Origin of the sequence: Cytobacillus oceanisediminis (assembly GCF_022811925.1) — a bacterium.
GTDB classification, from domain to species: Bacteria; Bacillota; Bacilli; order Bacillales; family Cytobacillaceae; genus Cytobacillus; species Cytobacillus oceanisediminis_D.
In genome coordinates, this window is the sequence record NZ_CP065511.1 from 700,317 (window position 1) to 715,441 (window position 15,125).

Annotated in this window: 15 protein-coding genes; 13 read left to right on the forward strand and 2 right to left on the reverse strand. The window is 43.1% G+C overall.

The window, feature by feature from the left end:
- The first annotated feature begins 142 nt into the window (after positions 1-142).
- Genes IRB79_RS03555 through IRB79_RS03570 form a run of 4 tightly spaced genes read left to right on the forward strand, consistent with a single transcriptional unit; the run spans position 143 to position 3,453 of the window.
- Positions 143-1,378 carry an AMP-binding protein gene (locus IRB79_RS03555; protein ID WP_243506767.1) on the forward strand — a complete coding sequence of 412 codons (1,236 nt, stop codon included), beginning with the start codon at positions 143-145 and terminating at the stop codon, positions 1,376-1,378.
- Positions 1,375-1,653 (forward strand): petrobactin biosynthesis protein AsbD, encoded by a 279-nt coding sequence (gene asbD, locus IRB79_RS03560; protein ID WP_243506768.1) that lies wholly within the window; start codon positions 1,375-1,377, stop codon positions 1,651-1,653. Before IRB79_RS03555 ends, asbD begins: the two co-directional genes overlap by 4 nt.
- Positions 1,646-2,629, forward strand: coding sequence for a DUF6005 family protein (locus IRB79_RS03565; RefSeq protein ID WP_243506770.1), 984 nt, complete (start codon positions 1,646-1,648; stop codon positions 2,627-2,629). Before asbD ends, IRB79_RS03565 begins: the two co-directional genes overlap by 8 nt.
- Complete coding sequence (locus IRB79_RS03570; RefSeq protein WP_243506772.1) at positions 2,626-3,453, forward strand: sugar phosphate isomerase/epimerase family protein; 828 nt, start codon at positions 2,626-2,628, stop codon at positions 3,451-3,453. Before IRB79_RS03565 ends, IRB79_RS03570 begins: the two co-directional genes overlap by 4 nt.
- A gap of 146 nt (positions 3,454-3,599) precedes the next feature.
- Here IRB79_RS03570 and IRB79_RS03575 read toward each other — a convergent pair whose 3' ends face one another.
- Together IRB79_RS03575 and IRB79_RS03580 are read right to left on the reverse strand one after the other, a co-directional pair.
- Entirely contained in the window at positions 3,600-3,818 is a 219-nt protein-coding gene (locus tag IRB79_RS03575) for a hypothetical protein (RefSeq protein ID WP_243506774.1), read from the reverse strand.
- 167 nt (positions 3,819-3,985) lie between these two features.
- Complete coding sequence (locus IRB79_RS03580) at positions 3,986-5,719, reverse strand: ABC transporter ATP-binding protein (RefSeq protein ID WP_243506776.1); 1,734 nt, start codon at positions 5,717-5,719, stop codon at positions 3,986-3,988.
- A 256-nt stretch (positions 5,720-5,975) separates the two neighbouring features.
- On the opposite strand from IRB79_RS03580, the gene IRB79_RS03585 reads away from it, so the two are divergent.
- The 9 genes from IRB79_RS03585 to IRB79_RS03625 all read left to right on the forward strand — a co-directional run bounded on the left by IRB79_RS03585 (position 5,976) and on the right by IRB79_RS03625 (position 15,119).
- Complete coding sequence (locus IRB79_RS03585; protein WP_243506777.1) at positions 5,976-6,758, forward strand: IclR family transcriptional regulator; 783 nt, start codon at positions 5,976-5,978, stop codon at positions 6,756-6,758.
- A gap of 24 nt (positions 6,759-6,782) precedes the next feature.
- Positions 6,783-8,249, forward strand: coding sequence for an alpha-ketoglutaric semialdehyde dehydrogenase GucD (gene gucD, locus IRB79_RS03590; RefSeq protein WP_243506778.1), 1,467 nt, complete (start codon positions 6,783-6,785; stop codon positions 8,247-8,249).
- A gap of 75 nt (positions 8,250-8,324) precedes the next feature.
- Positions 8,325-9,245, forward strand: coding sequence for a dihydrodipicolinate synthase family protein (locus IRB79_RS03595; protein ID WP_243506779.1), 921 nt, complete (start codon positions 8,325-8,327; stop codon positions 9,243-9,245).
- A complete protein-coding gene (locus IRB79_RS03600; RefSeq protein ID WP_243506780.1) occupies positions 9,232-10,182 on the forward strand; it encodes a U32 family peptidase in 951 nt (316 codons plus the stop codon). Before IRB79_RS03595 ends, IRB79_RS03600 begins: the two co-directional genes overlap by 14 nt.
- Before the next feature lie 20 nt (positions 10,183-10,202).
- Positions 10,203-11,153 (forward strand): fumarylacetoacetate hydrolase family protein, encoded by a 951-nt coding sequence (locus IRB79_RS03605; protein ID WP_243506781.1) that lies wholly within the window; start codon positions 10,203-10,205, stop codon positions 11,151-11,153.
- Positions 11,154-11,323: 170 nt separating this feature from the next.
- Positions 11,324-12,454 (forward strand): 2-keto-3-deoxygluconate permease, encoded by a 1,131-nt coding sequence (locus tag IRB79_RS03610; RefSeq protein WP_243506782.1) that lies wholly within the window; start codon positions 11,324-11,326, stop codon positions 12,452-12,454.
- 46 nt (positions 12,455-12,500) lie between these two features.
- Entirely contained in the window at positions 12,501-13,628 is a 1,128-nt protein-coding gene (locus IRB79_RS03615) for a UxaA family hydrolase (protein WP_243506784.1), read from the forward strand.
- A gap of 19 nt (positions 13,629-13,647) precedes the next feature.
- The gene (locus tag IRB79_RS03620) at positions 13,648-13,965 is read left to right on the forward strand and encodes a UxaA family hydrolase (protein ID WP_243506786.1); all 318 of its coding nucleotides are present in this window, start codon (positions 13,648-13,650) and stop codon (positions 13,963-13,965) included.
- Positions 13,962-15,119 (forward strand): UxaA family hydrolase, encoded by a 1,158-nt coding sequence (locus tag IRB79_RS03625; RefSeq protein ID WP_243506788.1) that lies wholly within the window; start codon positions 13,962-13,964, stop codon positions 15,117-15,119. Before IRB79_RS03620 ends, IRB79_RS03625 begins: the two co-directional genes overlap by 4 nt.
- Positions 15,120-15,125: the final 6 nt, after the last annotated feature.

Sequence of the window (15,125 nt, forward strand, 5' to 3'; positions counted from 1 at the left end):
AAGAACAAAGACTAAGGACGCCACATCCTGTGGCAACGTCTTTGTGACCCACTTCCTGTGGGCCTCAACTAACAATCAGTGGGGGAAGGCACCCCACTGATTGAAGTTTCACTTTAAGATAATCATCAAAAGGAGAATTGAGATGTTTTTTGTAAATGATCAATACTATACATTAGATGACCTTGAGCAGCAATATACAGAATTTGAAAACACTCCTCATTTAAGAGATTGCGGGAATAGAAGATTAGCTGTTTGTATGCCGGATGTGTTTCAATGGCTCGCTCTTTGTTTATTTGTACGCAGAAAAGGGGGATCCATTGTTCCGATCCATCCTTCCGTGCCGAAAGAAGGGGCAATCCGAGTGGCTTCATCGGCTGGAAGCCATATCTTGCTTTACGGAAATACTCATACACCGATTGAGCTGTCAGAACAAAAAAATGCCCGTGAAGGTGTCCTGGTCCAAATGAGTTCGGGTACGACCGGTGCACCAAAATGTATTGAACGCAGCTGGGATTGCATCGAGCTTGAACTGGAAAGCTATGTTTCTGTATTGCCGGCAGATCATCAGACAACTTCTATTGTTGCCTGTCCGGTTACTCATTCATATGGGCTGATCTGCGGCGTATTTGCAAGCTTAAGGCGCGGTGCAGAACCGGTCATTCTGTCAAATATGAACCCTAAGTATGTGCTTAAAAAAATAAAGGAACATCCGAAGCATATTCTCTATGGAGCTCCTGCGCTTTTGCATACATTAACACTTCTGATTCGTGATGGCGCGCGGTTCGATTGTGTGATGACATCGGGCACCCTAATGCCATCCGTCTGGCTGGAATCTTTAAAGAGTATTACAAACCGGGTTCTTCAGCAGTATGGATGTTCGGAGGCAGGGTGTGTGGCCATTCACCCGGATGTAAGTGACCCCCGTGAAATGGGCTATCCGCTTCCTCATGTTAATGTTGAAGCTGGAAGCAGAGAATACCCTGGTGAAATTATCATCCGTGATTCTGAAAAAACCATCTTTACTAAGGACCTTGGCTATGTGGAAGACGGTGTCCTGTCATTTCTTGCAAGAATGGATGACACCATTAATGTAGCGGGATTGAACGTATATCCGCAAGAGGTGGAAGATGTCCTGATGGCAGAACCAAGAATTGCAGAAGCAGTGGTTTATAAAAAAATCCATCCGCTTTCCGGAGAAAGAGTCTGTGCACAGTATGTTTGCACCCAGCCTATAGAGGAGCAGGAACTGCGGGAGTGGTGCAGGGAATATCTCGCTCCTTACCAAATCCCGATGGAATTTATCCAGACAGAAGAAATCGAAAAGCTCCCGAATGGCAAAATCAGCAGGAAAAGGCTGGGAGAAGGAGTGCTGGCATGACAAGAGAAGAAATTTTACTGGCCTTATACGATATTATGCAGCATCAATTAGAACTGCCTTCGATGGCAGCCTTTCATGAGGATGCCCGTTTAAATGAAGATTTATATATGGATTCCATCATGATCCTGCAGCTTATTCTTCATTTGGAAGTGGATCTTGGCTTTGATATCCCGGATGAAATGCTGGTGCCAAAAGATTTCAGAACCGTAGGAAGCCTGGCCGACTTTCTGAATCGCCTGCAGAAGCCTGTCACAGCGGAGGCTTCTTATGATTAAAGTCCATTGTTTTGTGAGCTGTGTATGCGAGGCAGTCAAAAAAACGGAAGGGGCCGATCACAGACCTTATTATTTCGGAGTATGGGATGCTGATTTCGATGTATTGGATAATGGAGTTCTGACCTATCATTCCAAACGGATCGACCATGATTTTTTCCACCAATGGTATGAAATGCTGTATGGAATTAAGCTATATAGATGGTATGACGAAAAACGCAGCAAACAGGAAAATATAAACAAGCTTCTGAGCCTGCTTGAGAACAAGAAGCACCAACAGTATGTAATGGTGATGCTGGATTTGTCCAAGCTGCCTGAAAGGGAGAATAAGTTTCATCAAAGTCCATTTCCGCATTATGTGATGCTGGAAATGACAGGGAACGAAGAGGAATGGTTTATGTATGATCCAGACTTCCGCTGGGAAGGAAGTCTGCCGAAGGAGCGGATTTTGGCAGCTATTGAGGATCCTTCTGCTGAAGGGGGATATTTCTTTGATGCAGCCAATATCATTCCCCCATCTGCAGAAACAGTGGAGGCATATTTTAATACATGCATTAAGCTTGACTGCAACCCAATGACTGATGCTGTTGGAAAGATTGTCGATCTATATTCATCCGGAAGCGAAAACTATCCTCTATCAGGATTGACATTCGCATTAAGGGAACTCCCTGTCCTCGCCATCCGGAAATACGCCTATGAACATGCTTTTGCATTTTTCTGGGATTCACTTGGGTATGAGGAGGAAGGCTTTGAAGCCTGGTGTAATGAAATTGAGAAGCTCGTAAAAGGATATACGGTTATCCAATATCGGGCGATGAAGCTTGCCATGACAGGAAACCTGGGTTTAAAAAATGAAATTTCTTTAAAACTGGATGAACTGAATATCCTGGAGTTTAAAATCAAGCAGGGATTGCAGAAAAGCTTTGAAGCCTGGATTAAACTGCAGCGATCCCAAAATATTAAGGAGGCAATTCTATGAAGCTATCTCTCTGCACCATCTCATTCCGGCATCATCTTCAGTCCATTGACCAAATCGCACACTATGCCCAGACAAATGGATTCCAGGGGATAGAACTATGGGGTGTGCATGCCAAAAACCTGGCGGAAGATATTCATTATGGCAGTGAGTGGCTTAGTTCCTATAATCTTGAAACGACCATGCTGAGCGACTATTTGCCTCTTGATGCGCCGCTTCCGGTTTTAATGACAGAAATGCAAAGATTATGTGCACTGGCGCATAGGTGGGGAACGAAGAAAATAAGGACGTTTGCCGGGACAAAAGGCAGTGCGGATATCAGCAGGCTGGAAAGAATCGAATTGGTTTCGCGCATGAAAATGCTCTGCAAAATAGCTGAAGCCGAAGGACAGATGCTTCTGGTTGAAACGCATCCTAATACACTGACAGACAATCCATCCTCCACGCTTCAGCTCATTGAGGAAACGGGCCATTCAGCGCTAAGGGTTAATTTTGATGTGCTTCATATATGGGAATCAGGAGTGGACCCGCTCTTTGCGCTAAAACAGCTGCGGTCATATATTTCGCACTTTCATTTTAAAAATATTCAGTCCCGCTCCCAGCTTGGCGTGTTTGCTCCTAATAATGTCTATGCAGCAGCGGGCAGCAGGGAAGGCATGGTTTCATTATTTGAAGGAGCGGTAGATTACAGGATGTTCTTAAGAGAAGCTTCGAATTTGATAGAAATGGATGCTTCCCTGGAATGGTTTGGACCAAATGTGAAAGACATACTGACAAAAGACAGCAAGGAAATTACGAGAGTTCTTCAGGCTGAGAAAGCCTTATAACAGGCAGAAAAAAGTCAATCAAACGTTTGATTGATTTAGGCTGCAGTATGATTTCCCCTTAAATGAAAAGATGCTTGGAGTGGTATCCTGCATCTCGCAAATTACATGAAAGAGAACAATCAAAAAAAGCTTTAAGGATGTCTTAATCACCTTAAAGCTTTTTCGATTGCTTCTGCTGCTGATTCAATGTGGCGGAAATTTTTCTTTATATTAGTTTCTGTGTAGGTAATTTCAAAAGAGTGATTGTTTTTCAAATAACAGACAGATAAAACCTGCTGTTTGTCATTTGAAAAGGTCTGAGTGATTTGAGAGTCACAATAATATTTCAATGTTTCAAGCATGTTAAGTGTGTGATCTGATGGCATAGTCTTTAGCCTCCTTTTGGATTGGCATGACTAACTGAGATCTTAATTCCATTATAAGGAATTCACCTTCTTGTTTATATGGATAATTTGTCACATTTTATCATAAGATTTCGGTTTTAATAGGGGGCAAAATCAAGAAGGCCAGTCTTTGATAGACTGGCCACATCTTATGCAAGCTGCTGCTCGGCAAATTCACGATATAAATCATGTGATTGTGTCAATTCGGAATGTGTGCCGATGCCTGTGACCTGGCCTTTTTCGATGAAAACAATTTGGTCTGCGTCGACAATTGTGGAAAGGCGGTGGGCGATGACGAAAGTTGTCCGGCCCTCCATTAGGCGGATAAGGGCCTGCTGGACGATGCCTTCAGATTGGCTGTCCAGGCTGGCGGTAGCTTCGTCCATCATCAATATTTTAGGGTCGCGCAGGAAAGCCCGCGCTATAGCAATACGTTGCCTTTGTCCTCCGGAAAGCTTCACACCCCGCTCACCAACTTCTGTATCAAGCCCCTTTGGAAAATCGGCAATGAATTGATCGGCGTAAGCCATTTTCGCAACTTCCCATAATTCTTCATCCGCAATGCTTTCGGGATTTTCCAGTCCATAGCATAAATTCTCACGGATCGTACCTGCCATCATGGCGCTTTCCTGTGAAACATAGCCGATTTGGCTGCGCCAGGATTTAAGGGAAATCTGCTGGATGGGTGTATCGCCAATTTTAATTTCACCAGCAGCTGGCTCGTAAAATCGTTCAAGCAAACCAAACAGGGTGGTTTTTCCGCTTCCGCTTGGACCCGCCAGTGCAATCATCTGACCTGGCTGGGCTTCCAGTGAGATATTTTCAAGAACACTCTCTTCTGCGCTATAGGAGAAAGAGACATTGTCGATTGTAATCGGCTTGCTGCTGATATCCATTTCGATGCCGTCTTGTCCATCTTCTAACGGCTCCTCCAAAATTTCTATGATCCGTTCTGTGGCGCCTTTCGCTTTTTGCAGCTGAGTAAAAAACATCGCAAATGAGGTGATTGGCATAATAATCTGGAACAAGTACAGCAAAAAGGCTACAAGAGAACCCGTTGACATCGTTCCGCTGGCCACACGCATGCCTCCATAGGCGATGATCATGACGATAACAACCATCATGATCAGGTACATAGTCGGGCCAATCATCGCAAAAATGCGGGCTTCCCGCAAACCGTAGCCAAGCAGTTTGTCTATGCCATCCAATCCTTTTTCTTCTTCATTTTGTTCTGCAGTAGAAGACTTCATTAAACGGATTTCACCGAGTGTTTGGGTAATGTTTCCGGTAAAGATGGCAGTTTCATCTTGAAGGCCCCGAGATATTTTTGCCATCTTTCGGCCGAGTGGAATCATAATTGCCAATGTAATAGGAACAGAAGTGAGCATCAGCAGTGTCATTTTCCAGTCCATCACAAGCAGGATAATAATTGCACCGATAATACTGATAATACCGGTAATAAATTGCGGAAAGTGATTGGTAATCAGCTCCCTGACAATGCTAGTATCATTAACTACGCGGCTAACAGTCTGGCCGCTGGATTGCTTATCAAAATAACTGACCGGCAGCCTTATGAGCTTCATCCACATCCGATACCGAAGCCGTGCCACCACTTTTTGGCCGACATAGCTGAGCAGGTAGATAGAGATCCCGCTGATGATGGCCTGGACGATAAAGGCTGCCCCAATTCCGGCCATGAGTGGAACGCTTAAAGATTCAACAGAAAAACCGTCCACCAGGTTTTTGGTCAGCAGCGGTACGAGAAGGCCAGTCAATGTGGTTAAAATACTGGCTGTTAAACCAATGATGAGGGCAGTCTTTGGTATTTTTGTTGATAGTATGAGTGAAATGAATGGTTTTAGGCTGGTTTGGTGTTTATCCATGTTTTGAGGCTCCTGTTACAATTATTAATAATGAAGGGAGAAAATACTGACTGATAATTATTAGTGAATTTTACATTATCGCCCTAAAGTTTATTATGTATTCTTTCAGAGCAAAAGGAAAATTTAACGAATTTTTTCTAGAAAAAATAATTGAACAAATTATTTGAAAATTTAAATTAGTATGTTAAACTAGGTTTAGGTTTAAAATTTAAAACCTGGTTTATTATAATAAACCATTTAGAGGTGAAAGATATTCATGAAAGAAAAATATTGGGTTCCAGCATTAGAAAAGGCAAATAACATTTTAGCTCTCATTGGCGAGCGTCCCAATCAATTGCGCCTGATCGACATATCCAAGCAGCTGGGTATTAATAAGAGCTCTTTATTCTCCTTGTTAAATACGTTAGAAACCCTGCGTTGGATTGTGAAGGAGGAAGGGGATACATATTCACTTGGACCTGCTTTGGGTGCGCTAAGTGCCGCGTACTTTAAGCAGTTCAATATATTGCAGTCCTTTTATAAGGAAGCTAGCGTGTCTGTTTCAAAAATAAATGAGCATATCCAGCTGGGAATGTTAGAGAAAGGAAACGTTGTTTATTTAGGAAAAATGGAAGGGGATTCAAGAGTCCGGCTTGTAACAGATCCCGGCATGCGTTTTCCGGCATATGCCTCTGCGATCGGTAAAATTCAGCTGACTCAATATGACAAAAATGAGCTAGAGGAGATATTTCCAAGCAGCAAGTTTGAGAAGAAGACACCTTTTACAATCTCCAATATCGACGATCTATATGAAAACGTCAATGCAGCAAAGAAGAATGGTTATGCAATCGAGAACCAGGAAGCCTCACTAGGGTTTCATTGTGTGGCTGCGCCGGTCTATAACTACGAAAATAATATTATTGCAGGAGTCAGTTTTACAATGATGACGAATAGCTGGGAGCAGAAAAAGGATGCAGCGAAGGAGGAAATATTAAACCTCGCAAACCGGTTATCCCAATATGCCGGTTATACGGGCAATCAGAAACAGATGATTGAATAATTCTTAAAAAGGAGCGGAGAAAGGATGCAAATTGAAATCAAAGAGAAAGTCTATCAAAATTTTATTAATAACGAGTGGGTAGAGTCAGGAACGAAGGAATCGATCAAAAGTTTTAATCCGGCAAATAAAGATGAGGTAGTAGGGATCGTGCAGAATTCTTCCCGTGAAGATCTCGAGCATGCAGTTCAGGCAGCACATAAGGCGAAAAAAGCGTGGCGAAGGCTTGGCCAGGCAGCACGGGGGCAGTTCTTATACAAAGCAGCAAACATATTGGAAGAAAACCTGAATGATATAGCTGAAACAATGACACGGGAAATGGGAAAAACACTTCCAGAAGCAAAAGGGGAAACTGCGAGAGGGATTGCTATCCTCCGTTATTATGCAGGAGAAGGGATGAGAAAGGAAGGGGATGTCATTCCATCAACAGATAAAGATGCTCTTATGTTCACAAAAAGGGCGCCATTGGGTGTGGCAGGCATTATTACTCCTTGGAATTTTCCTGTTGCTATTCCTATTTGGAAAATAGCTCCTGCTTTGATTTATGGGAACACTGTTGTGTATAAACCTGCTTCTGAAGCTGCTGTAACTGCAGCGAAGGTAGTGGAGTGCTTTGCTAAAGCCGGGCTTCCAGAAGGAGTTCTTAATTTTATTACTGGGTCAGGTGCTGTTATTGGCCAGGCTCTTATTGATCATAAATTGCTAAATGCTATTTCCTTTACAGGGTCTGAAACCGTTGGCGAAGGTGTTGCTAAATCAGCAGCGGCTCGCGGAATCAAATTCCAGCTGGAAATGGGGGGGAAGAACCCAGTTATTGTTGCGAAAGATGCTGATTTAGATGCAGCTGTTGAAGCGGTAATCAGCGGCGGATTTCGTTCTACTGGTCAGAAATGTACAGCTTCCAGCCGCGTAATTGTTGAAGCGGATGTCTACGATGACTTTAAAGAAAAGCTAGTTGCAGAAACAAAAAAGATAACCGTAGGCGATGGCATGCAGGAAGGAATCTGGATGGGACCTTGTGCAAGCGAAAGTCAGTTTAATACAGTAAAGAAATATATTGAGCTGGCAAAGAGTGAGGGTGCTTCACTAGTATACGGAGGAGAGGCTTTGACCAGAGGAGAGCTTAAAAAAGGATATTTTATCTCTCCGGCTATTTTTGAAGATGTAAAGTCTGAGATGACCATCGCACAGGAAGAAATCTTTGGTCCAGTTATTGCTCTTATAAAAGCAATTAATTTAGAAGAAGCAATCGCAATTGCCAATGATACAAAGTATGGCTTAAGTGCATCCATCTTTACTTCCAATATTAGCTCATTCCTTGAATTTATTGATGAGATTGAAGCAGGCCTTGTCCGCATCAATGCTGAAAGTGCTGGAGTAGAGCTTCAGGCCCCGTTTGGAGGGATGAAAGCATCGAGTACAGGATCCCGTGAACAGGGAGAAGCAGCAAAGGAGTTCTTTACTGCTATTAAAACCGTATTTATAAAAGGATAATGCCGGTAAAGCCAGGGGATTTTTGTCCCTGCTTTGCCATCTCAAATGATAAGGATTGATTGGAGGGAAGAATGAATGCGGTTTCATGGAATCATACCGCCGGTTGTTACATTATTCGATGAAGATGGAAACCTGGATTTGGACTTAAACAAAAGATATCTCGATGAGTTAATTAACGAGGGTGTGCATGGCATTTTATTAATGGGCAGCACGGGTGAATTTACCTCATTAACCATGGAGGAGCGGAAATTATATGTAAAAGAAATGACTAAGCATATTAATCAACGGGTTCCTGTTTTGGTGGGAATAGGCCATACAGCTTTATGCGAAGTGCTTAATTTGTGCACTTTTGCTGAGGAACAGGGAGCAGATGCAGTACTTGCAGTCAACCCGTACTATTGGCCGCTTTCAGAAGAACAGCTATATGGTTTTTATGGAGCTATTGCTGAAAATACATCCCTGCCAGTCATTTTATATAATATCCCTTCTCTTAGCGGACAATCGCTCTCGGCAGACCTTGTAAAAAAATTATCGATAGATTACCAGAATATATGCGGGATTAAGGAAACTATAAATGACTTTGTCCACATTCGCCAGATGATCAAGGAAGTAACAAAGGTCCGAAGTGACTTTATGGTTTTTACCGCATTTGATGAGCATTTATTGCCGGGCCAAATGATTGGAACGGCAGGAAGCATAAATGGAACAGCCAGCTTTGCTCCTGAAATTTCAGTCAGTTTATATGAAGAATACCGGAATGGCAATCTGGCAAAGGCCGAACAGCAGCACCGAAAATTATCACATTTAATGGATATTTACACGCTCTGCCCATCATTTTTTATTGCAGTGAAAGAAGCGGTGCACCAAAGGTGGTTTCGTGTTAATGCAGGCAATCGCCCTCCGTTTGATATATATCCTAAGGAACTGTCAGATAAGGTAACAGCACTCTTACAAACTATTGAAACGAAAGTAGGGTCAAATAATGAAAGAATCTAGAGAATTACTTGAAAAACTAGGTTATCCATCCACAGACTTTTCGGAACTGCCTTCTTCTAACAAAACATTTCCAGATGGTGCACAGTACAGAATTGAACTGCCGAGTGTAGAAGGCCCGGCTGCTTTAAAAGAAACGTTAAAAGAGATTGACCGTTATGGCATCACTGTTCATCGGATATCCCAAGGAAGCGGTATCATGCTGCAAACAGATGATGAGATTCTGGAAATGTGCAGAATGACTGCAGAAAGAGGGATAGAACTTAGTCTGTTTGTGGGACCGCGGGGAACCTGGGATATAAGTTCGGGGCCATTAACTATTGCCGGGAAGTCTCAGGCATTGCGCCATGAAGGTGCAGACCAGCTTGTTTACGCAATGGAAGACTTAAAAAGGGGTACCCGATTAGGTCTAAGAGGTGCATTAGTAGCAGATGAGGGCCTGCTGTTAATGACAAAAGAAATGAAAAAAGCAGGTCAGCTTCCTGAGGATTTTGTCGTAAAAGTATCAGTGCAAATGGGCTCAGCTAACCCGGTTTCGATCAAACTTATGCAAGATCTGGGGGCAGGAACCTATAACGTTCCTACAGCACTGACCCTGCCAAAACTAGCCTCAATCCGCCAGGCAATTGATATTCCAATTGATTTATATGTTGAGGTTCCAGACAACTTTGGCGGTTTTCTCCGATACTATGAAATCCCGGAAATTATCCGTGTGTTAGCACCTGTGTACATTAAATTTGGTCTCCGTAATCACCCGGATGTGTATCCTTCCGGTAAGCAGTGGGAAGCAACAAATATTTCTCTTGTACAAGAACGGGTACGCCGGGCGGCTATCGGTGTTCAGATGATTGAACGCTATTATCCTGAAGCCAAAACTTCAAAACTAGGCGCTGAAGGTCTTGGAATTGCAAAGATTATCACTGCAGCTGCAGCAAATTAAAAGAAGGGGAGAAGGTTTAAATGAAACTTGCCGCTTTTCGAATCGACTCAGAGACACGTATTGGTGTTTTAAAAGAAAACCATATAATAGATTTAAATGCCTTAGAAACCAAGATTGATAGTTTCTCAGAATTGAAAATTCCGAGGGATTTAAAGCAGATTATTGAACAGAGCGATAGCATTCTTCCTTCTATCCAGGCACTGCTTGAGCAAAATGAACTGGATCTGGATGACAGGGATGTATCATTGCCCCTTTCAGATGTGGAAATACTGGCTCCTATTACACAGCCCGAAAAAATCATTTGTGTCGGTTTAAACTACCTTGACCATTGCATAGAAACAGGATTGGAACCGCCAGCATCACCAGTTATTTTTTCAAAATATGCAAATGCCATCATCGGGGAAGGTGATGCCATTGAACTTCCTGTCAACTCCACCCAGGTGGACTTTGAAGCGGAATTGGCAATTGTTATTGGGAAGGAAGCAAAATGTGTTTCTGAAGAAGAGGCAGAGGATTACATCTTTGGCTATACCATTATGAATGATGTAAGTGCCAGGGATCTTCAATTTGCTGATGGCCAATGGTCGCGTGGAAAATCAGCAGATACATTTGCGCCAATTGGGCCTGCTGTCGTAACAAAGGATGAAGCAGGAGATCCGCATAATCTGAATATCTCTTTACGTTTAAATAATGAAATCATGCAGGATTCCAATACGAAGAATTTGATATTCAAGATCCCATATATTGTCTCTTTCCTCTCTCAATCGATGACATTAAAACCAGGAGATTTAATTGCTACAGGTACACCGCCGGGCGTAGGCATGGGAAGAGATCCGCAAGTATGGCTAAAAGAAGGGGATCAGATATCCATTACAATTGAGAACATCGGAACTTTATCTAACATAATAGAAAAAAATAACTCTTTGCACAAACAGGACAACTACGAAAATCCACAGCTAACCTCTAAGTAATTCTCTCACCTTTGTTTGGGGATTTCATTTGGCAGCCATATTCAAAAAGGTTCACTTCAAATTTTATGAAAAATATCACACTCATCTTAAGAGCCGCTATATTAAAACAAATTGTAAACGATTTCATATATAGAAATCACATTTTTAATATGAATAAGGAGAGTGTTAAGATGCAAATCAAGCAGACAATTGACAAAGTTCCAGGCGGTCTGATGGTTGTGCCATTATTGTTAGGAGCCTTATTAAATACAATTGATCAGCTTCATCTTCCTTTTATTATGGATTTGCTAAAAGGTTTAGGTGTAGCGCCTACTCCGGACGGAAACTATGAATTTTTGAAAATAGGGGGCTTCACGCAGGCGCTGTTTAAAGATGGTGCGTTAACCCTGTGTGCTTTATTCCTGTTCTGTGCAGGAAGCCAGATGAATCTCCGAGTGGGGGGAAAAGCTTTAAAAAAGGGTGTGCTATTAACAACATCGAAGTATTTGGCTGGTTTTTTTATCGGAATGCTTTGGGGTGTAATGTCAAATCCGGTGAACGGGTTCCTTGGTTTATCAACCATGGCAATCATCGCAGCGATGACAAATGGCAATGGAGGGATGTATGCAGCGTTGACAGGGCAGTATGGGAATCGTTCGGATGTAGGAGCTACAGCCGTTCTCTCTTTGAACGATGGACCGTTTTTCACCTTAATGGCTTTAGGATTAATGGGGGCTAACTTCCCGCTTATTGCATTTATCGCTGTTCTTCTGCCAATTTTAATTGGGATGATCTTAGGCAACCTTGACCATGAAATCCGAAATTTCCTGGCAGCAGGTGAAACACTTGTCATTCCTTTCTTTGCTTTCGCATTAGGTGCAGGCATGAATTTGGCAAGCTTCTTTGACCCGGAAGTGGTTGGAGCCGGGATTGTCCTGGCGTTAATGACAGTAATTATTTCAGGGGGAGCAATGGCGCTTACATTCAAGCTTTTCCGGGAGAAAAGTTATATCGCTCCTTGGGCAGAGGCTTCGACTGCCGGCAATGCAGTAGCAACGCCCGCTGCCATTGCAGCGGCTGCATCGGTTGCAGCTGGATCTGGCTTAATGACAGCAGCCGAGGCTCAGGTTTATCAGGATTTAGTAGCTGTTGCCTCTGCTCAAATTTCGATCGCGACTATCAGTACGGCATTACTTGTTCCAATCGCTGTAATTCTTGCGGATAAGTATCAAAAGAAAAAAGGCATTGATGGAAAAGTGGAATCGTTTGAAGGAAACCAAAAAGCAAAACATGATCCAGCAATTGAAGATGCTGCTGTTTAAATTTTTGTAATTTTTATATAATTCCTGTAAGTGGAAGGGGAGTTTGGTGTTGGAATATTCTTTTGAAGGTTTTATCAGAGAAGACGGAACTGTAGGAATTAGAAATCACATTGGGATTATCTGTTCAGTTGTTTGTTCCAGTGTCGTAGCCAAAGAAATCTCGGATAAGGTTCCCGGTACGGTTCCATTCGTTCATGGCAATGGCTGTGCGCAGCTTGGAGATGATTTTAAATTAACTAAGAACATGCTCGTTGGCATCTCCTCAAATCCGAATCTGCACTCAGCTCTTCTTGTCGGATTGGGCTGTGAAACAAATCAAATCAGCGGACTGCTTGAAAGCATACCGGATACAAAGCCTGTGAAAGGTATAGGAATTCAGCAGATGGCCGGAGGAGAAAACACAATTAAGAAAGGTGTCGAAATAGCTGAGCAATGGGCAAGAGAAGCAGCAGGCCAAGAGCGTCAGCGTATGCCGCTATCTTCACTGACAGTAGGGATTTTAACAGCTGACCTTGATGAAGACTCCTTATTTAAGGTGGCTCCAGTAATAGGAGAAGCTGTTGACAGATTGGTCCATAATGGGGCCAATGTCATCATGGGCCTCTCTAAAACTTTAGAGCCAGCAGGGGGACTTCTGTCAGAACGATCTGCAAGGGAAGAGGTTAAAAATAGATTGAGGGTAATGGGAGAAGGGCTGCAGCGGAAACGCTGGAAAGAGATAAGCACTGAAGCCCCTGCTTATCAGGGATTTTCCGAAAAGGAAAGGTCACAAGCAGTTCTTGAAGCAGAGATGACAGGCACCAGCCCGATTAAGAGTTTGCTTGGATATAGTGAGATTCCTGCCGAAAGAGGCGTGCATCTGATCACCGTTCCGGGAAATATTGTTGAGGCATTGTCAAATATGGCATCAAGCGGATGCAATATAGTCATGATTGTGAGCAGCAGGGGGGTACTTACCGGTTCAGCCGCTTTGCCATGTATGACGATAACACCTAAAAATCAAGATGATTATTTTGACGAGCTTGTTGATTTTAGAGTCGGCGAAGGAGAGGTTTCGGATCAGGCGGAAGCTGTTATAGCCGATTTGCTGGAAATCTGCTCGGGAAAACAAACAAGCTTGGAAAAACTGGAATTAGGGGAATTCTCTATTCCTCATATAGGTACAACATTTTAATGACAGGAATGGAGGTAGTATGATGAGCCAAAAATACAATGCGATCAAGCTGGACAGAAAAGACAATGTAGCAGTTGCACTCAGAAGCATAAAGCCGGGCGAATTCCTGGCAGTACAGGGCGAAAATGAAGCAATCGAAATCAAAGAGAATATCCCGTATGGGCATAAGATTGCTACTATCTTTATACCAAAAGACAGTAAGATCATTAAATATGGGGAATGCATGGGTATCTCAACGGAAGAAATTAGTCCTGGTTACTATGTTCACGTTTCCAATGTCCGCGGATTAAAAGAAGAGGAACGATTGAGTGCTCTTATGGAGGTGCAGCAGCGATGAAAACATTTGAAGGATATCGCCGGGCAAACGGGAGTATTGGTGTAAGAAATCATGTAATCGTTATTAATACGGTTGGTGAATTGGCCGGTCTTACGAAGAAAATGGCCCAGCTTGTACCGGGTGTAATTCCTGTAGCACATCAAGCAGGAAAAGCCCAATACCCAGAGGATTTAGAACAGACGATCCGAACTCTTAGAGGGACAGCTGGCCATCCAAATGTCAGCGCCGCACTTTTTTTGGGGATGGGAGAGGGTGACCCTGCTGAAGAAATTGTTTCAGCGCTGAAGAAGGATGGCCACCATGTGCATGCGATTACTTTTCAAAAGGGCCAGTCCATATCGGTCGTCCTTAATGAAGGAAAACTATGGCTTGAAAAAGCAATGGAACGAAGCCGGAATGAGCAAAAAGAAACAGCTGATATAACAGAATTAACGATTGGCCTCGAATGCGGCGGATCGGATGCCTGGTCCGGAATAACGGCAAACCCTGCAATCGGGGTGTGCTCTGATGCGGTTGTAAGAGATGGCGGCACTAGTATTTTAGCCGAAACAACAGAAGCAATCGGAGCGGAGCATATATTAGCCAATCGGGCTGTAAATCCAGGAGTAGGAGAGAAATTCCTGAAAATTGTAAAGGACTATGAGATGAGAATCAGGGATACGGGTGAAGATATCAGATCCGCAAATCCTACCCCAGGTAATATGGCCGGCGGTTTAACGACACTTGAAGAAAAATCATTGGGATGTATTAAAAAAGGCGGCAATTCTCCTTTAATGGAAGTAGTGGCTTACGCTCAAAAGCCAGCCGAAAAGGGATTTATCTTTATGGATACACCGGGTTATGATGTGGAGTCGGTAGCCGGGCTTGCGGCAGGAGGAGCGCAAATTGTGCTATTCTCCACGGGAAAAGGCTCCCCGACCGGTTCGCCGATTGTACCGGTGATAAAGATTGGAACAAATCCAAAACTGTACGAGATCATGTCCGAACATATCGATGTGAATGCAGGGAAAATCATTGATGGTTTGAACACGATTGAAGAAATCGGAGAAGAAATCTATCGGAAAGTGATAGAAGCAGCGAATGGAGTACCCACAGCAGCAGAAAAACATAATAACCAGGAATTTGCGATTTGGAGATTGGCGGAAACGATTTAGGAACCG

What these genes read in the sequence shown, in the direction of transcription:
- IRB79_RS03555 (WP_243506767.1), top strand. Translation starts at nt 143, where the DNA reads ATGTTTTTTGTAAATGATCAATACTATACATTAGATGACCTTGAGCAG.
- asbD (WP_243506768.1), top strand. Translation starts at nt 1,375, where the DNA reads ATGACAAGAGAAGAAATTTTACTGGCCTTATACGATATTATGCAGCAT.
- IRB79_RS03565 (WP_243506770.1), top strand. Translation starts at nt 1,646, where the DNA reads ATGATTAAAGTCCATTGTTTTGTGAGCTGTGTATGCGAGGCAGTCAAA.
- IRB79_RS03570 (WP_243506772.1), top strand. Translation starts at nt 2,626, where the DNA reads ATGAAGCTATCTCTCTGCACCATCTCATTCCGGCATCATCTTCAGTCC.
- IRB79_RS03575 (WP_243506774.1), bottom strand. Translation starts at nt 3,818, where the DNA reads ATGCCATCAGATCACACACTTAACATGCTTGAAACATTGAAATATTAT.
- IRB79_RS03580 (WP_243506776.1), bottom strand. Translation starts at nt 5,719, where the DNA reads ATGGATAAACACCAAACCAGCCTAAAACCATTCATTTCACTCATACTA.
- IRB79_RS03585 (WP_243506777.1), top strand. Translation starts at nt 5,976, where the DNA reads ATGAAAGAAAAATATTGGGTTCCAGCATTAGAAAAGGCAAATAACATT.
- gucD (WP_243506778.1), top strand. Translation starts at nt 6,783, where the DNA reads ATGCAAATTGAAATCAAAGAGAAAGTCTATCAAAATTTTATTAATAAC.
- IRB79_RS03595 (WP_243506779.1), top strand. Translation starts at nt 8,325, where the DNA reads ATGCGGTTTCATGGAATCATACCGCCGGTTGTTACATTATTCGATGAA.
- IRB79_RS03600 (WP_243506780.1), top strand. Translation starts at nt 9,232, where the DNA reads ATGAAAGAATCTAGAGAATTACTTGAAAAACTAGGTTATCCATCCACA.
- IRB79_RS03605 (WP_243506781.1), top strand. Translation starts at nt 10,203, where the DNA reads ATGAAACTTGCCGCTTTTCGAATCGACTCAGAGACACGTATTGGTGTT.
- IRB79_RS03610 (WP_243506782.1), top strand. Translation starts at nt 11,324, where the DNA reads ATGCAAATCAAGCAGACAATTGACAAAGTTCCAGGCGGTCTGATGGTT.
- IRB79_RS03620 (WP_243506786.1), top strand. Translation starts at nt 13,648, where the DNA reads ATGATGAGCCAAAAATACAATGCGATCAAGCTGGACAGAAAAGACAAT.
- IRB79_RS03625 (WP_243506788.1), top strand. Translation starts at nt 13,962, where the DNA reads ATGAAAACATTTGAAGGATATCGCCGGGCAAACGGGAGTATTGGTGTA.